The sequence below is a fragment of the Geobacillus zalihae NBRC 101842 genome (assembly GCF_001544135.1).
Taxonomy (GTDB): Bacteria; Bacillota; Bacilli; order Bacillales; family Anoxybacillaceae; genus Geobacillus; species Geobacillus zalihae.
This window is the reverse complement of the sequence record NZ_BCPV01000023.1, coordinates 12,700-29,028: the sequence shown is the minus strand read 5'-3', so window position 1 is coordinate 29,028 and position 16,329 is coordinate 12,700. Positions and strand designations below refer to the sequence as shown.

12 protein-coding genes and 2 CRISPR repeat arrays (1 of these 14 only partly in view) are annotated in these 16,329 nt (G+C 51.0%); all 12 genes read right to left on the bottom strand.

All coding sequences use genetic code 11. The features are described 5' to 3' along the window. Positions 1–62: 62 nt before the first annotated feature. The 12 genes from GZ1_RS08395 to GZ1_RS08340 all read right to left on the bottom strand — a co-directional run bounded on the left by GZ1_RS08395 (position 63) and on the right by GZ1_RS08340 (position 16,018). Positions 63–1,373 carry a methyl-accepting chemotaxis protein gene (locus GZ1_RS08395; protein WP_255211281.1) on the bottom strand — a complete coding sequence of 437 codons (1,311 nt, stop codon included), beginning with the start codon at positions 1,371–1,373 and terminating at the stop codon, positions 63–65. A 205-nt stretch (positions 1,374–1,578) separates the two neighbouring features. Further along, positions 1,579–2,928 carry a GntP family permease gene (locus GZ1_RS08390; protein ID WP_060788314.1) on the bottom strand — a complete coding sequence of 450 codons (1,350 nt, stop codon included), beginning with the start codon at positions 2,926–2,928 and terminating at the stop codon, positions 1,579–1,581. A 134-nt stretch (positions 2,929–3,062) separates the two neighbouring features. Continuing rightward, on the bottom strand, positions 3,063–4,607 hold the full coding sequence (gene gntK, locus GZ1_RS08385; protein WP_060788313.1) for a gluconokinase: 1,545 nt from the start codon (positions 4,605–4,607) through the stop codon (positions 3,063–3,065). Positions 4,608–4,624: 17 nt separating this feature from the next. Further along, positions 4,625–5,641, bottom strand: a complete 1,017-nt coding sequence (locus tag GZ1_RS08380) for a LacI family DNA-binding transcriptional regulator (RefSeq protein ID WP_060788312.1) — start codon at positions 5,639–5,641, stop codon at positions 4,625–4,627. 725 nt (positions 5,642–6,366) lie between these two features. Next, positions 6,367–7,269, bottom strand: coding sequence for an Rpn family recombination-promoting nuclease/putative transposase (locus GZ1_RS08375; protein WP_060788328.1), 903 nt, complete (start codon positions 7,267–7,269; stop codon positions 6,367–6,369). A gap of 307 nt (positions 7,270–7,576) precedes the next feature. Beyond that, a CRISPR array of direct repeats spans positions 7,577–8,134; the repeat unit is 30 nt; unit sequence GTTTCAATCCCTCATAGGTACGATAAAAAC. Positions 8,135–8,317: 183 nt separating this feature from the next. After that, a complete protein-coding gene (locus GZ1_RS08370) occupies positions 8,318–9,253 on the bottom strand; it encodes an AEC family transporter (RefSeq protein ID WP_060788327.1) in 936 nt (311 codons plus the stop codon). 59 nt (positions 9,254–9,312) lie between these two features. Continuing rightward, on the bottom strand, positions 9,313–10,005 hold the full coding sequence (locus GZ1_RS08365; protein WP_060788311.1) for a response regulator: 693 nt from the start codon (positions 10,003–10,005) through the stop codon (positions 9,313–9,315). A 13-nt stretch (positions 10,006–10,018) separates the two neighbouring features. Beyond that, positions 10,019–11,629: an ATP-binding protein gene (locus GZ1_RS08360; RefSeq protein WP_060788310.1), complete on the bottom strand. Its 1,611-nt coding sequence runs from the start codon at positions 11,627–11,629 to the stop codon at positions 10,019–10,021. Between the two features lie 72 nt (positions 11,630–11,701). Further along, positions 11,702–13,228, bottom strand: coding sequence for a tripartite tricarboxylate transporter permease (locus GZ1_RS08355; protein ID WP_060788309.1), 1,527 nt, complete (start codon positions 13,226–13,228; stop codon positions 11,702–11,704). 13 nt (positions 13,229–13,241) lie between these two features. Further along, on the bottom strand, positions 13,242–13,697 hold the full coding sequence (locus tag GZ1_RS08350; RefSeq protein WP_015375035.1) for a tripartite tricarboxylate transporter TctB family protein: 456 nt from the start codon (positions 13,695–13,697) through the stop codon (positions 13,242–13,244). Between the two features lie 52 nt (positions 13,698–13,749). Beyond that, on the bottom strand, positions 13,750–14,790 hold the full coding sequence (locus GZ1_RS08345) for a Bug family tripartite tricarboxylate transporter substrate binding protein (protein ID WP_060788308.1): 1,041 nt from the start codon (positions 14,788–14,790) through the stop codon (positions 13,750–13,752). A 379-nt stretch (positions 14,791–15,169) separates the two neighbouring features. Beyond that, the gene (locus GZ1_RS08340) at positions 15,170–16,018 is read right to left on the bottom strand and encodes an Rpn family recombination-promoting nuclease/putative transposase (RefSeq protein ID WP_060788307.1); all 849 of its coding nucleotides are present in this window, start codon (positions 16,016–16,018) and stop codon (positions 15,170–15,172) included. 100 nt (positions 16,019–16,118) lie between these two features. Further along, positions 16,119–16,329: direct repeats of the CRISPR family, unit length 30 nt; unit sequence GTTTCAATCCCTCATAGGTACGATAAAAAC (it continues 1,820 nt past the right edge of the window).

Sequence of the window (16,329 nt, the reverse complement as noted above, 5' to 3'; positions counted from 1 at the left end):
AGCCAGGTCGAAAAACAAAACATGCCCCAAAAAGGCACACATGCGCCTTTTTGGGGCGTCTTTCATTTCGAAAGCGCCAAATCCGCTCCGATGACTCCGACAATTTGACCGTTATGATCCCTAATGGGAGCGGACACCGTGACGCAAAGATGTTTCGTCAATGCCGATACATACGGATCGGAAACATACACTGTTCCTCTACAAGCTTCCTGAAACCACGACCGGACTTTGGCGTTGACCAAGCCCGCCGGCGGATTCGAATAGACAAACGCCCCATCAAGACGATTCGACCAGACAGCCTCAATCTCTCCATTCTCAGATAAAAATCGATCCAGCACGCGTTGATGCATGGCCTCATCCATTTGTTCCAACGGAGCTGACTGAAGCAAAGCCGATAGTTTCTGAATCGTGTTTTTCACGACCGCATCATCGACAGCAATCGTTTCCCTCATCCAATCACGTCCGACCGTTTGTTGCAGCTCCTCCGCTGTCTTTTGCAGCGCTTCGTTAATGCGTAAAATCTGTCCGACGCTCTCGTGCTGTTCGTTCATATCCGCCGTCACTCGCTCGACAAACCGTTGATTTTCCCGGCTCAATTGCACGATTTCTTCAAGCAGGCCGGCGATTTCTTTCACGCTGTCCGACTGTCCAGACGCTGACCGGACAGAAGAGGAGACGAGGTCCGTCATATCATTCAGCTGTCGATGCAGCGAATGAAGGAACGACATAATCGCTTCCATTTCTTTCTCTTCGACATCGATTTGCTTTGTTTCTTCGCGAACGATATCGGTTGTTGCTGCGATTTCGCGTTGAATAAGGGACAAAATATCCTGTGTTTGCTGGACAGCTTCCGACGTTTGATTCGCCAACATGCCGATTTCCCGCGCGACGACCGCAAACCCGCGCCCATGTTCTCCCGCACGAGCCGCCTCAATATTGGCATTGAGCGACAAAATTTTCGTTTTCTGCGAAATCTCGCCGATCGCCGATATAATTTGGTTGATGCGTTGCGAATGATGAACGAGATGGTCCATTTGTTTCAACAACGTTTCATGATGGGAGCGCAATGCTCGAATTTCCTTTTGCAACGTTTCTAATGAATTCCATGAATGCAGCCAATGTTCGGAAAACTGCTGGCTGCTCGCATACATATCACGCGAAGATGCAGCGATTTCCCTAGCCGCCTCCTCGATTGTTCGCATTTTGTTCGCCACTTTTTCCGTATACTCCACCGTTTTCTCGCTATGGTCCATCAGCTCTGCCGCACTATTCCGGCTTGAATCGGAAATGTCATTCAGCGAAAGTGCCGCCATCTTCATCTGTTCCATCGCCGCCTTGAGCTGATCGACGGCCACGACAATTTGCCTTGCCATTTGTTGTGATCCTCCCTGCGTTTCCTCACGTCGAGGCTGATCCAATTCACGCTTTGTTTTTCGCGCCGCACGTCTCGCAAAAATCAATGGACGTCACTCCTTATGTAATTTTTTATTACATAATTATAATATAAAATATAACAAAAGGGCATATAAAAATAAGACGCCCGTTCTCCTAAAAAACAGGCGTCTTGCATTGGAAAGGCTAGAGGACCATATTCAATAACAAAATGAAGACAAACGCCACCACCGAAATAATCGTCTCCATCGCCGTCCATGTCATGAGCGTTTCTTTCACCGTCATGCCGAAATATTCTTTGATCATCCAGAAGCCGGAGTCATTGACGTGCGACAAGATCAACGAACCCGCGCCGGTCGCCAAGACAAGCAGTTCCACGTTCGTTCCCGGCATGGTAGCCGCGATGGGGGCAACGATGCCGGCAGCGGTCATCATCGAGACGGTCGCCGATCCCGTCGCTACGCGAATGAGCGCCGCAATGCCCCAGCCTAACAGGAGCGGAGAGAAGTGCGAGTGTTTCGCCACTTCCGCGATTTGTTCGCCGATGCCGGAATCAAGCAGCACTTTGTTGAATGCGCCGCCCGCCCCGATGACAAGCAGGATGTTCGCGACCGGGCCGAGGCAGTCGTTGGCGAATTTCAGCACGGCATCGCGGTTGAAGCCGCGGGCGTAGCCTAAGCTGAAGAACGAATAAACCGTCGCGATCAAGAGCGCGACAATGGGGTCGCCGATAAAACGCAGCACTTTCGCTGCTTCCGACTTTTGATCAAGCGTCACGTTTGCCACAGAGGCAATCAACATCAAAATGACCGGAAGCAAAATCGTGAACAGTGTATTGCCAAAGCCAGGAAGCTCACGTGCTTCTTTATGCTGCACAAGCTGTTCGGCAATCTCCGCCGGCACTTTTTTATACATGCGCGAGCCGATCCATTTACCGTACAGCGGTCCAGCAATGATCGCCGTCGGCAGACCGACGATGATTGAATAGAGAATCGTCTTTCCGACATCCGCCTTAAAAATGCCGACTGCCGCCATCGCCGCCGGGTGCGGCGGGACAAGGCCGTGAACGACCGATAAACCGGCGACAAGCGGAATGCCGATCGTGACCAGTGAAATGCCTGTTTCCATCGCAATCGTAAAAACAAGCGGAATAAGCAAGACAAACCCGACTTGGAAAAAGACCGGAATCCCGACTAAAAAAGCGACGACCATCATCGCCCAATGGACGCGTTTTTGGCCGAAGCGGTCGATCAACGTTTTCGCAATGCGCTCAGCGCCGCCCGATTCAGCCATCATTTTGCCAAGCATCGTCCCGAGCGCCAGAACGATCGCCAAAAAGCCGAGCGTGTTGCCAAGCCCCGCCTTGATCGAGTCAATGATGCCCGGCGTTTCCGGCGACGGCGCGATAAGCGGCATGCCCATCGCCAGCCCGACGCCGACGGACACTAAAATGAGTGCGACAAACGGATGCATTTTCGCCATAGTAATGAGCAATAATAACACGATAATAGCAGCAACAACAATGGCGATTTCCATCACAAGCTCCCCCTTTATCTTTGAGATAAATCGATTTAGTGAACAAAGCAAACGTTTTCAGATCTTTGAAGGAAAGGGCTAAATCGATTTAGCGCCCGATCATAGCCAGCTAAATCGATTTAGTCTTCCTCCCTTTACCCACTCCGCCGCTGAAACGCAGCGATGATGTCAAATTCCTCTTTCAATCGCTCATACAAGCGGGCATACAAATCAAACAGTTCAGCGTAAAGGAGCGTATGTTCTTCCTTCGGTTCATGACGGGCTGTCGTGTCGATCCACGTTTTCACCGTTTCGAGCGACGGCAGCTCGCCTAACGCGTAAAGCGCCACCGCAGCCGCCCCCAGCGCCGACGCCTCGTGCGTCTGCGGCACGATGAGCGGTTTGCCGAGCATATCAGAAAGCATTTGCCGCCAAAACGGCGATTTGGCAAATCCGCCTGAGACGCGGATTTCCGACATCGGCCCCGTGACATCGCGAATGGCCAAAGCGACAGACAAAATGCTGAAGCAGACGCCTTCCATGACAGCGCGGATGAAATGCTCGCGCTTATGATGAAGGCCGAGGCCGAAAAATGTCCCGCGCGCATTCGCGTTCCAATGCGGCGCCCGCTCGCCTGACAAAAACGGCAAAAACACAAGCCCTTCCGCCCCCGGCGGGACGCGTTCCGCGTATTTCGTCAACAAGTCATACGGATCCATGCCGAGCTTTTTCGCCACTTCCCGCTCCTGGGCGCCGAACTCGTCGCGCAGCCAGCGAAGCAAAATTCCGCCGTTGTTCGTCGGTCCGCCGACGACCCAATAGCCGGGCGTCAACGCATAACAAAACGTCCGCCCTTTTTCATCGGTCGTCGGTTTTGCCGCAATCGTCCGCACCGCCCCGCTCGTTCCGATCGTGATGGCCGCTTCACCTGGGAGCACCGCCCCGACGCCGACGTTGGCGAGCACGCCGTCGCTCGCCCCGATGACAACAGGCACATCCGAAGCGACTCCCATTTTTTCCGCCCATTCTCTTCTCATCCCAGTCATGATGTGAGTGGCGGGAACGAGCTGCGGAAGTTGCTCGCGGCGAATGCCGACAAGGGCGAGCGCCTCCTCGTCCCAATCGAGCGTGTCCAACCGGAATAAACCCGTCGCCGATGCCATGGAATGGTCGGCGACATAGTCACCGTACAGGCGATACAGCACATAATCTTTCACCGACACAAACCGCCGTGCTCGCTGAAATACGTCCGGCTGCTCTTCCTTGAGCCAAAGCAATTTCGATAGCGGCGACATTGGATGGATCGGCGTGCCCGTCCGCCGATAAATGGCAAGCCCGTTTTGCTCTTTCAACAGCCGCTCCGTTTGAGCCACGCTTCGGTTGTCCGCCCAGATGAGGAGGCGGGTGAGCGGCCGCCCCGACTCGTCAAGCGCCATAATCGAGTGCATCGCCGCACTCAAGCCCATCGCTTTCACTTGCGCTGGGCGGATGCCGTGGCGGATCGTCACCGCCCCGACCGCTTGAACGACCGCCGCGAACAGTTCATCGGGATCCTGCTCGGCAAACCCCGGATGCGGCTGGATGATCGGATAGTCGACAGCGTGAGAAGCCAGCACCTTCCCCCGCCCGTCAAACACGACCGCTTTCGTACTTGTCGTCCCAATATCAATCCCAATGACGACGTCCCCGTGAATCGCCATCGTTTCTCCTCCCTTCTTCATGCCTTCCCCCGCCTGATCGATGTCCGTTCCATCAATGTCGGGGAGAAACGAAATACGCGCGGACCGTCGGCTTTTTTCGCTTTCATTTGTTCAAACACGCGCTCAGCTGCTTTTTTCCCCATCGCAAACGTCGGCTGGGCGATCGTCGTCAGCGCCGGCGTGTAAATGTCGGCAAACGGTACATCATCGATGTTGATGATCGCCACCTCATCCGTCACACGAACCCCTGCGTCTTTCACAAACCGCAAAACCCCCATCAACGTCAAGTCGTTGATCGCAAACAAGGCGTTCGGCCGCTCCGATTCCATGAACCGCTTCTTCAGCTCCCCAGGCAGCGCGGCAGGTTCAGCGGCGATGACGTTTTGATCGCCAACTTCAAATCCCCTTTTCTCCATGGCCGCCCGAAACCCTTCCAACCGCTCCATCCGCGGCACGTTGTAAGGGACAAGCGGAGGGGTGACAATAGCGATGCGCCGATAACCGTTGGAAGCGAAATAATCGACTGCCATCTCCGCGGCAGCGAAGTTATCCAGAAGCACGCTGTCCGCCTCCACTCCCGGCACCATCCGGTCGACAAACACAAGCGGAAACCGTTCCTCGACAAGACGGCGGTAGACGTCCTCGTTCTTTCCTGTCGGAAACACGATCAGCCCGTCCACTTGCTTCGCCAGCAGCGTATCGACATATGTTTTCTCCTTGTCCGGATCATCGCCGGAATTGCAGACAATGACTTGAAACCCGCGCTTTTGGCATTCCTCTTCAATGGCGTGCAGCACTTGCGTTGTCATCATATGAAGCATATTAAAGACAATCACGCCAATGGTCGCTGTCGTCTTTTGCTTCAAACTGCGGGCGATGATGTTCGGCTGATACCCAAGCTCTTCAATCGCCTCGGCGATGCGCTTTCTCGTCTCCTCGCTCATATACTCATAGCGCTTATTTAAGTATTGCGACACGGTACTTTTCGAAACGTTGGCCAATTTCGCGACATCGGCCATCGTTACTTTTTTCAAAAGGGATCCCTCTCTCGCACTAAATCGATTTAGTTCAAAAGCGCTTTCATAAACCGGTTTAGCTTTATTATAAACCAAGTGAAAGCGGTTTACAATAGTTTTTGTTTGAAATCCTAGAAATCAATGAACGGTATACGGCCGTGACAGCTTGCCAATGATGTCATTCCGCCCGAATGGATCGCGCCAAACGGCTTCATAGATTGTACTTTCATTTTGCACTAAGCAATGCATTGATTCATTTTTATGAACAAATACCTATTTTTAATATGGTCATAAAATTCCTTCTTTTCCAAATTTCCAATAAAATTATAATTGTATTAGAAATGTAAATATATAGAAGATCGTTGAAAAATGCACACTCTAAGACAGGGATTTAGGAGGTCTTATACCGAAAAAGAAACATTTCTAGGAGGCTAGTGAAAAACAACCGATTTCGCTGAATCAGTTGCTTTTGGATGAACGAAAAGCGTTGATTTTAAAGGATTTCTCAATTTGAGAAGGAAATCCGTTTTCTGCGACTTTTCACTAAATCACCAGATTAGAAGACTGATCATAAAAGAAAAACGCCGTTCATAAATCGAAAAAGTTCCCAAAACACGGCGTTTCCAAAAACCTCCCCTGGGAACGAAACGTCCGAAGGCTCTAACAAGACGGCCGCCGCCCTTTATGAGGGATTTGACGCCATTGCGGGCGGCGACGTTCGCTCTAGCCAGGGGGCATCCGACTTACTGCCTCACCTTTTCAATCGTCTCGACCGGCAGCCCAGTCAGTTCGTGAATCGTGTCGACATCGTACCCTTTCGCCAGCATTCTCTTCACCACGTCGAGCTTCCCTTCCTCGATCCCTTGTTGGCGTCCTTGCTTCATCCCCTGTTCGATTCCTTGTTGGATTCCCTTTTCCATCCCCCGCTGTTCGTATGAGACGATGAGTTCCATCACACGCTTTGCTTCCCTCGTTTCCATTTGGCTCACCTCGTTTCGCAGTTTCGCTTCCTCCTCTTCGGATAGCCGCAAATACGTCTCGAAAAAACCGAACAACAGCCGCTGTTTCGCTTCATCCAGCTCGAGGCGGACGAGCATGCGCAAAAATTCCTTTTTCACGTCGACTTTCTCATCTTCATTATACCCCATTTTGCTTAGCAAGGCAGCGGCGACAGGGTTGGCATGGCGGATGTACGCGCGCCACGGCAGTTTGCATAGCTCCACCGTCAAAAAGCGGAAGTCAAGAACGGTCAAAAACGGAAACTGCATGACCCATGAGGAAGGCTCATCGTATTGTTCGTCATAACTGAAGATGGCAATCGGGAGAATACGGCGGCGGTATTTTTGAAACAAGCGGCTGAAGTAGAGGAACATTCGCTCGGGGAAGGTCCGCTGGGTGTAGCTTTGATGCTCGACATGGACAATGACGAGCCCGTCTTCCCCTTTTACCTTTGTTTCGACCAACAAGTCGACGCGGTGCTTCTCTCCGGCCGTCACATCGGTGAACAGTTCCTCGGAGAGGAAAGAGAGATGGTGAACGTCAATGTACTCGTACACGTCGGGAAAGAAAAGAAGCAAAAACTCCTCAAAAAATGTCGACAGCAGCTCTTTGAACAACCGGTCATGATCGATTCGCTTCCTAGCCACGTTTTCCCTCCCGGCAATGTCGGATTCACCGTACTGTATTCGCCCTTCGCGGCCGAACTCCTCCTTATCCCTCCCACGTTTTTTGGCATGTGCCATTTCGCATTCGTCCTTTTCCTATAAGGGTGGTGATGTAGTGAAAAAACCGCGAAAAACACTATTTTCTCAAGTGGATAAGTCTTTTAAAACTAGGCCTTCTCTCGCGCCCCAAAACGCTGATTACGCGAAAGCCACCGTTTTTCACCGGTCTTCTATGTCGAGCGGTAAAACAAGCTGAACTCAGCAGTGGTTCAGCTGTGGCAGGGAGATAGGTTCAATCCCTCATAGGTACGATAAAAACCTTCGCAAGATACGGTTTGATCGTGGTGACAATCTCTTGTTTCAATCCCTCATAGGTACGATAAAAACATATCCTTGGTTGGAAAGAATTTATCCCAATTCCAAGAGTTTCAATCCCTCATAGGTACGATAAAAACTCCTTTCTACAAGTCGAAGCGATGGGAACGAAAGCGTGTTTCAATCCCTCATAGGTACGATAAAAACGCTGATTACATGGAAGCAAGTAAAGAACACTATAGTTTCAATCCCTCATAGGTACGATAAAAACACTTGTAATGTGTGACTCTTCATTTTGTTCCCTCCTGTTTCAATCCCTCATAGGTACGATAAAAACTAGGCTTGCGCAAGTTCTGCCGCTGCCGGCGCGAGTTTCAATCCCTCATAGGTACGATAAAAACGATAGCAGTGTAGCAACTGTTTGCTTGCGTGATTCGTTTCAATCCCTCATAGGTACGATAAAAACCGAGGTAACAGGAATTGTGATTGGTGACGTAAAAGGGTTTCAATCCCTCATAGGTACGATAAAAACCCCAAATCATGTGCGTAAAATCAAGCTTTTCCCCTTTTGGCTGTTTTCAGAATAACACGTTTCAAAAATTCTGTCAATACTGTTCAGCCGTGTTGGCTGTAGGATTTTGACGCGAAAAGACATTGTCGTCGATCCCCCGGGATTTTTGCACGATTGGAGGTCGACGACAACTTGCCCCCGTTTTCATCCGCCAATCGGAAACAGCAGGCGGGCCGCATATACTGCGCCTGTCACGGTAATGGCGCTCAACAAGGTCGACACCAACACCGCCTGGGCGGCATAATCTGGGTGGCAGTCATACTCGAGTGCATACAGCGCCGTATTGCGCGAGCACGGATAGGAACTGGCAATGAGCAATGCCTGAGCCGTCACTCCATCCATTCCTAATAGAAAGATCAAAGACGCAGCCAACAGCGGCGACAAAATCAAGCGCCCGAACACACTCACATACACAAGCGGCGGCAAGGCAGTAAAACGGGCGTAGGCGATTTGCGCTCCCAACGTAAAGAGAGCGATGGCTAAAAACGCATCGGCAACCCGCTGAAGCGGCGCCCATAAAAATGATGGGATGGGGATATGAAGCCATCGACAAACTACGCCAAGCAACAGCGCGTGAAGAACGGGATTTTTCCATATCTCCGCAGTCCATTTCCCTCTTTTTCCATTCCCGGATACAAACTGGTATACCCCATATGTATTCGTCAAGAAATTTTGAAAGATCGTCACCATAATTTGAATCGTCGCCCCGAGCGGATGTTGATGAAATACAAGCTGACTGACCGGGATGCCGAAATTACCTGAGTTGTTCAACACAATGGTGTTTTGAAATACGGCTGACAAACTCCGTTCCAATTTGAATAACTTGGCCATCATCATACTCAAAACGATCAGTCCGCTGTTTTGCAACAAGAGAAATTCTAAGATGGCCGCCAACACTTTTCCATCCAACTCACTGTCATACACGTTGATGAATGCGACTGCCGGCAGCAGGACGTACATGTTCAATTTGGATAACGTATTGAGGTCAAGATGAAAGAAGCGGTGAAGCCCTGCCCCCAAGCCGACAATCAATAACATCGGAACCATCACTTGCAATAAAATGCCGCTAAAAACAGCCAAGACGCTCTCCTCTCTTTCTTTATCCATATAATGCATGTTTCATTTTTGAAAATCCATATCTACATTTTCTTCTTGTAAACTCGTTCCGGCCGCCCAACGGATCCATAGGCAATATCGGCCGTCACCTGGCCGACAGAGACGAGATACTCCAAGTAACGGCGGGCCGTCGTCCGGCTGGTTCCGATTTGCCGCCCCACTTCTTCAGCGGTGATGCCTTCTGCGCACTGTCTCACAACCGCCAACACTTTTTCTAGGGTCAATGGCTGAATGCCTTTAGGCAACATGGGCTGTTCCTTAACGGACACTTCTCTTCCCATTAAGGCATCAACCTCTTCTTGGCCAATCCACTCTTTCTCTTTCACCCACCGTTGCATTTTGTCATAATACTCCTTGTATCGATTTAACGTTTCCGCAAAACGGTCAAACATAATCGGCTTGATAATGTAATCAAACACTCCGCCATGCAGCGCTTGCTTCAGCGCCTCCACTTCTCGTGCTGCGGTGATCATAATAATATCGATATCGGAAAAACGCTCTCGCACCCATTTCAAAAACGAAAGGCCGTTCATATCGGGAAAATAGACGTCAAGCAACAACATGTCTGGCCGCAACACCTCCGTCAATTCCCTTGCCTCTTCAGCGTTCGTGGCGATGCCGACCACTTCATAACCGTTCACTTTCTCGACAAAGCGCCGATTGATTTCCGCAATGCGACGGTCGTCTTCAATAATCAGTACACGAATCGGCAACATCGGTTCCCTCCTTCTAGCCTTGGCGGTCCTGCCGCCCGACATGGGCTGGCCGCTTTGGGATCATGATGGTAAATACCGTGCCTGCTCCTTGCTCCGATCGATGCGTCATTTGCCCCCCGAGCATTGTCAACGCCCGGTTCACTAGATCAAGCCCATACCCCCGCCCTCCGGCCGCCTTCGTTGAAAAGCCGCGCTCGTAGATCCGTTCCGCTACAGCTGGGTCAATGCCTAATCCGTTATCCTCAACCTCAATAATTAAATCATCGCCAAGGTCAGTCAAAAAAACGGCCACCCGTTTCTCTTCCTTTCCGTTATGGAGAACGGCTTCCATGGCGTTATCTACGACATTCCCAATAATGGTTACCAGATGGTCCCGGTCCATCCATGACGGCACATCACGGAAACTGCTTTCCCGATCAATTTCAAACACAATTTTCAGCTCGTTGGCGCGATTGAACTTGCCGATCAGCAGACCGCCGATGATCGGATCTGGAATTTCTTTCATGACAAACCGGACGATGTTTTGTTGCAAGTCGGTCTCTTTTGCGATCAGTTCAAGCGCTTCCTCATACGATTCCAGTTGAATCAGGCCAGAGATCAAATACAGCTTGTTGGAAAATTCGTGCGTTTGCGCGCGCAAGGCATCGGCATAACTTCGCAGCTGTGACAGCTCTTTTGTCAGGCGATACAGTTCTGATTTATTGCGAAACGTCGACACCGCCCCGATCACGCGGTCCGCTTTATCTTTAATCGGAATGCGATTGGCAATGACCGTTTCTTCACCTAACACCATTTCATCGTCAAATTCCGCCTGCCCCGTCCGAATGACTTCAGGCAGCCTCGAGTGGGGAATAAGCTGCAAGATCGGCATTCCCAGCACATCGCGTTCGTTCTCATACCCAAGCAGCTTCAGTGCCGTTCGGTTGACCATTGTAATCGTTCCCTCTTGATTGATGGCCACAATTCCTTCGCGAATCGCCTCTAAAATCGCTTGCTTTTCTTGGTAGAGCAAACCGATTTCTTCCGGTTCAAGGCCATGAATCGATTTCTTCACCGCCTTGGCGATCGCCACGGCCCCCACCGCTCCGAGCAAAAGGGCAAGAACAGAGAAGAGAAAAATCTTCAGGCTATATGACCACACCGTTTGTCGAATATCCTCTAGCAAAAAACCAACCGAAACAATGCCGATCACATGTCCGTTTTCATCCAAAACCGGCGCTTTTCCCCGGATCGCCGGACCAAGCGAACCGACCGCCTCGGAAATAATCGCTTTGCCTTTCAGCACTTCGCCGTTGTCGCCCCCTACCATATGCTTTCCAATCCGATCTGGCAGTGGGTGAGCGTAGCGGATTCCCTTACGGTTGCCAATCACTACGTACTCCGCCCCTGTCTTTCGGCGAATATATTCAGCAAACGGCTGCAAGCGCACTGACGGATTCGGGTCGCGGAACGCCTCGCGCACGAGCGGAGTCGACGCGACCGTCTCGGCCACATTCAGCGCTCGCATGCCAATTTGTTGTTTGAGCGTCGTCGCAAACATATGCTGAAACAAAAACGTTAAAACCACGATCACCAGCAGCAACAATGAACAAATAATGACCATTAACCGTGTTTGAAGCTTCATAGGGCTCGCTCCCCAAACAGCAAATAAAGAAAGACAGTCCGCCTGTTAGGCGGAACGTCTTTCTTTCTATTATTACATATCTTCGTTGATGACAACCGATTTTCCTCTTAGTTTCATGACAAACGGCACGGCAATCCATAAAAAGGCAATGACCAACAAGACGAGCGAAATCGGCTTTTCAAAGAAAACGAGATAGTCCCCGTTTGATGCCGTCAACGCCCGGCGCATATTGTTTTCGATCATCGGCCCCAACACAAGCCCCAGCACAAGCGGGGCAAGCGGATAGTCGTGTTCCGCAAGCCAATAGCCGAGCAAGCCAAATGCCAACAACAGAAACACATCAAACGTCGTCACTTGCACCGCATACACACCGAACACGGAAATGGCAATAATAAGTGGCAACAAATATTTCGTCGGCGTCTGGATAATTTTCGCGAACACTTTGACGAGCGGCATGTTGAGAATGAGCAACATGACGTTGCCGATAAACATGCTGGCGATCAATCCCCAGGCGACAGCTGGATGCTCATCGAACAACAGTGGACCTGGCTGGACGTTGTACATAATGAGTGCACCCATGAGGATCGCTGTCGTCCCTGAACCAGGAATGCCCAGCGTCAAAAGCGGAATCATTGCGCCCCCGGATGCGCCGTTGTTCGCCGACTCCGGCGCCGCCACACCGGCGATCGTCCCTTGCCCGAACTTTTCCGGATGTTTGCTCACTTTCTTTTCAAGAATATAGGAGAAAAACGATGCCAACGTCGCTCCGGCTCCCGGCAGCACCCCGATGAAAAAACCGAGCAGCGACCCGCGGGCAATCGGGCCGGCACTTTCCTTCAAGTCCGCTTTCGTCGGCAACACGCGGCCAATTTTCGCAATTTCCCCGCTGTTCATTTCGTTGTGGAGAATGGACTTGAATACTTCCCCCAACGCAAACAACCCGACCGCTACGGTTAAAAACTCCAGCCCCCCATACAAATAGGAAATGTTGTACGTGAAGCGTGCGACGCCAGAGACGTTGTCGAGCCCGATCGTGGAAAGCAACAAGCCGAACACCGTCATGATCCACGCTTTCGTCATCGATTTGCCGGCAAGGCCGCTCACCGCAGCAAGCCCCAGCAGCATAAGCGAAAAATACTCCGCCGGACCGAACTTCAAGGCGACATTGGACAGCGGCTCCGCTAATAATACAAGACCGATGAGCGACACAATCCCCGCCACAAACGAACCGATCGCCGCAATCGCCAGCGCCGCTCCGGCTCTCCCCTGCCGCGCCATTTGGTAGCCGTCCAGCGTCGTGACAACAGACGATGATTCCCCGGGCGTGTTTAACAAAATTGACGTCGTCGACCCGCCGTACATCGCCCCGTAATACACGCCTGCCAGCAAGATGATCGAACTGGCAGCCGCCTGCTCGGGACTCAAACCCGATGTCATCGACGCCGTCACCGGAATGAGCAGCGCCACTCCGCTCATCGGCCCGATCCCCGGCAGCACGCCGACCGCCGTGCCGATCAACACCCCGATAAACGCAAACAGCAAGTTATGCGGCTGAAGCGCCGTCTGAAATCCGTCAAACAAAAACGATAGTGTGTCCATGATGCCCCTCCTTTCATTGGAACCAAATCGGCCAGCTCGGCAATGTTCCTTGCAACAGTTTCACATAAAGGCCATATACGCCTAACGAAAAACCAGCCGCAATGGCGATCGATTTCCACAGCGCCCCTTTTTCCATCGTTTGAAAGCCGATCACAAGAAACAGAAACGTCGTGATCACATATCCAACCGTTTCAAGCAACGCCGCATAGAAAATGGCGGCGATGAAAATGACAAGAAACTTTTTATATTGCCGCGGCAGTTTCTCCCCTGTTGCGCCTGAATAATTTCTTGTCTCAAACAGCAGTTTTATGCTTAATAAAACCAACACAAGTCCAAGCAAAAACGGAAACACGTTCGGCCCGACAGCGCTGCCGTAGGCGCTTTTCGATATGCGCAAACTTTCCACCATAAACAAAGCGCCCACAGCCAAAAACGCCACCGCCGCGATCCGGTCAGCCGTTTTGTTCATCGCTTTCCCTCCCGCTTTTGGAAAAAGGGGAAGAATGCTCTTCCCCCTCGAGTTATTTATGCATCCCAAGCGACTTCAGCAGGTCGCCGACTTGCTGCTCTTGCTCTTGCAAAAATTTCGTAAACTCTTCGGAATTGCGGTACTCTGCTTCCCAGCCTTGCTTTTGCAGCTCTTCTTTCCATTTTTCATGCTCAGACAGTTTTTTCAATGTCTCTTCCCAAAACGCTTTTGCTTCCGAAGACATTTCCTTCGGCCCGAACACGCCGCGCCAGATCGTAAATTCTGCATCAATGCCAAGCTCTTTCAACGTCGGCACGTCTTTCAGCACTCCGCCGAGGCGTTCTGGAGCGGAAACCGCCAACACCCGCACTTTGCCGGCTTTCAAATACTCCCCAACCGAAAACGCATCCGTTGCAATCACATCGGCATTGCCTCCAAGCAGCGCCGCCATTGCTTCCCCGCCGCCATCGTACGAAACATACTTGACTGATTTCGGATCGATGCCCGACTTATAGATCGGCAAAATCGCAACTAAATGATCCATCGAACCAGGCGCCGATCCTCCAGCCACAGTGACCGATTTCGGATCTTGCTTAATCGCGTCAAGCAATTGGGTCAATGTTTGAAACTTGGAATCGGCCTTGACAACAATGGCTCCGAAGTCTTTCGTCAACTGGGCGAGCGGCGTCGTGTCTTTGTAGCCAAACGGGCTGTTCCCTTCTTTTTTCAAGTTGTTGATAATAATCGGCGGAGAGTTGACAAACAGTTTGTAATCGTTTTTGACATCCTGGGTGGCGTACACAGCCATAAAGACCGCCCCGCCGCCGCCCGGTTTGTTTTCGACCGTCATCGTTTGTTTGACGAGCCCCGTCTCATCGAGCACTTTCGTAATGGCGCGGGCCGTTAAATCCCAACCGCCGCCCGCCCCAGACGGAGCAACAATCGTAATCGGCTTCGTCGGATAGTTTGAGGCCGATGAGCCAGAGTTCGAACCGGATGATTTCGACCCCGCCGATTCATTGCCCCCACAGGCCGCCAAAGCCAGTGTCATCATCCCTGCAGCGAGCAATCCCCACCATTTCGTTTTCTTCATTTCTCCCTGCCCCCTTGTTTTTGATAACGTTTTCAAACTCAACCTTACCATGCCCCAGGGTGAACGTGAAGTTTTTGAAAATAAAATGAATTTTGTGCATTTTGTTCATGGACGTATAATCAACATGACCTGATATGGCCAAGACGCCTCGGGGAACGCTGGAGTCTCAAAGCAAAAAAAAGACCGCCAGCCTTCAAGGCCGACGGTACATAAAACGTTGATACAGTGCATACTTTCTGCCGTTCGTTCCTCCTCTTTCATGTGGCAGGACGATCATTCGTTTTTTACAATCGATCACTTACGAATCAGTGATTTCATCTACCTCTTTTGCCACCGCCAACTGTCCTCGTTAGATGGCCGCCACTTGTATTTGATTCCCCTACTCTTCAAGCAATTCCCGAACATCTTGCTCTGGAAGATCCACCAACCGGGCAATGTCTTCCACCGACATTCCTTTGCACGCCATGTTGCGGATCAGCTGTTTCATTCCTTGTTTTATCCCCTGTTTCCTTCCCTTTTGCTCATAGGAAATGATCAGCTCCAACACTTGCTCTTTTTCTTTCGTTTCCATCGCCCTCACCTCTCTTTGCAGTTGTTGCTCTTCCTCCTCCGACAACTTCACATATGTTTCAAAAAAGCCCAAGAGCAGCCGCTGCCTCGCTTCATCCAGCTCCAATCGCACCAACATGCGCAAACACTCTTTTTTCAACTCGACTTTCTCACTTTCAGTATACCCCATTTTGCCAAGGAGGGCAGCCGCGATCGGATTGTCATGCCGGATGTAGTCCCGCCAATGTTTCTTGCGCAGCTCCACCGGGAAAAAGCGAAACTGCAGCACGTCGCCAAAGGGAAACTCGATTGAGAACACGGACGGTTCCTCGCGAAGGGCCTCATAGCTGAAGACAGCGATCGGAACGATGCGGGTGCGGTATTTTTCAAACAGACGGCTGAAATAGACAAACATGCGCTCTGGAAACGATGGTTGCACATAGCTTTGATTCTCCACATGAACGATGATCAGCCCATCTTCTCCTTTCAGTTTCGTCTCGACCAATAGATCGACGCGGTATTTTTCACCTGCGGTGACATCGGTAAACAGTTCTTCGGACAGGAAGGACAAATGGCGGAAATCAATGTGTTCGTGCATGTCGGGGAAAAAGAGGAGAAGAAACTCTTCGAAGAACGTTTGAATCAGCTCTTTGAACAATCGGTCATGGTCAATGGCCATTCGATCACCCCTCTTTGAACGTGTTCGATTCTATCCATTCGCAAGCAGGGGGTGAAAATCCTGCATGGGAGACAGAAAAAGTTGTGCCGTACTACACAGTGTTTCAATCACTGATGGGGACGATAAAAGCCTGAAACAGTCCGATTGGAACGGTACGAGTGAGTAGTTTCAATCCCTCATAGGTACGATAAAAACATCAGGACAAAGCGTTCATGGACCGATTCCTTCACATGTTTCAATCCCTCATAGGTACGATAAAAACGTAACTATTACTCCACTCACAAAAAGGCTTTCTCGGGGTTTCAATCCCT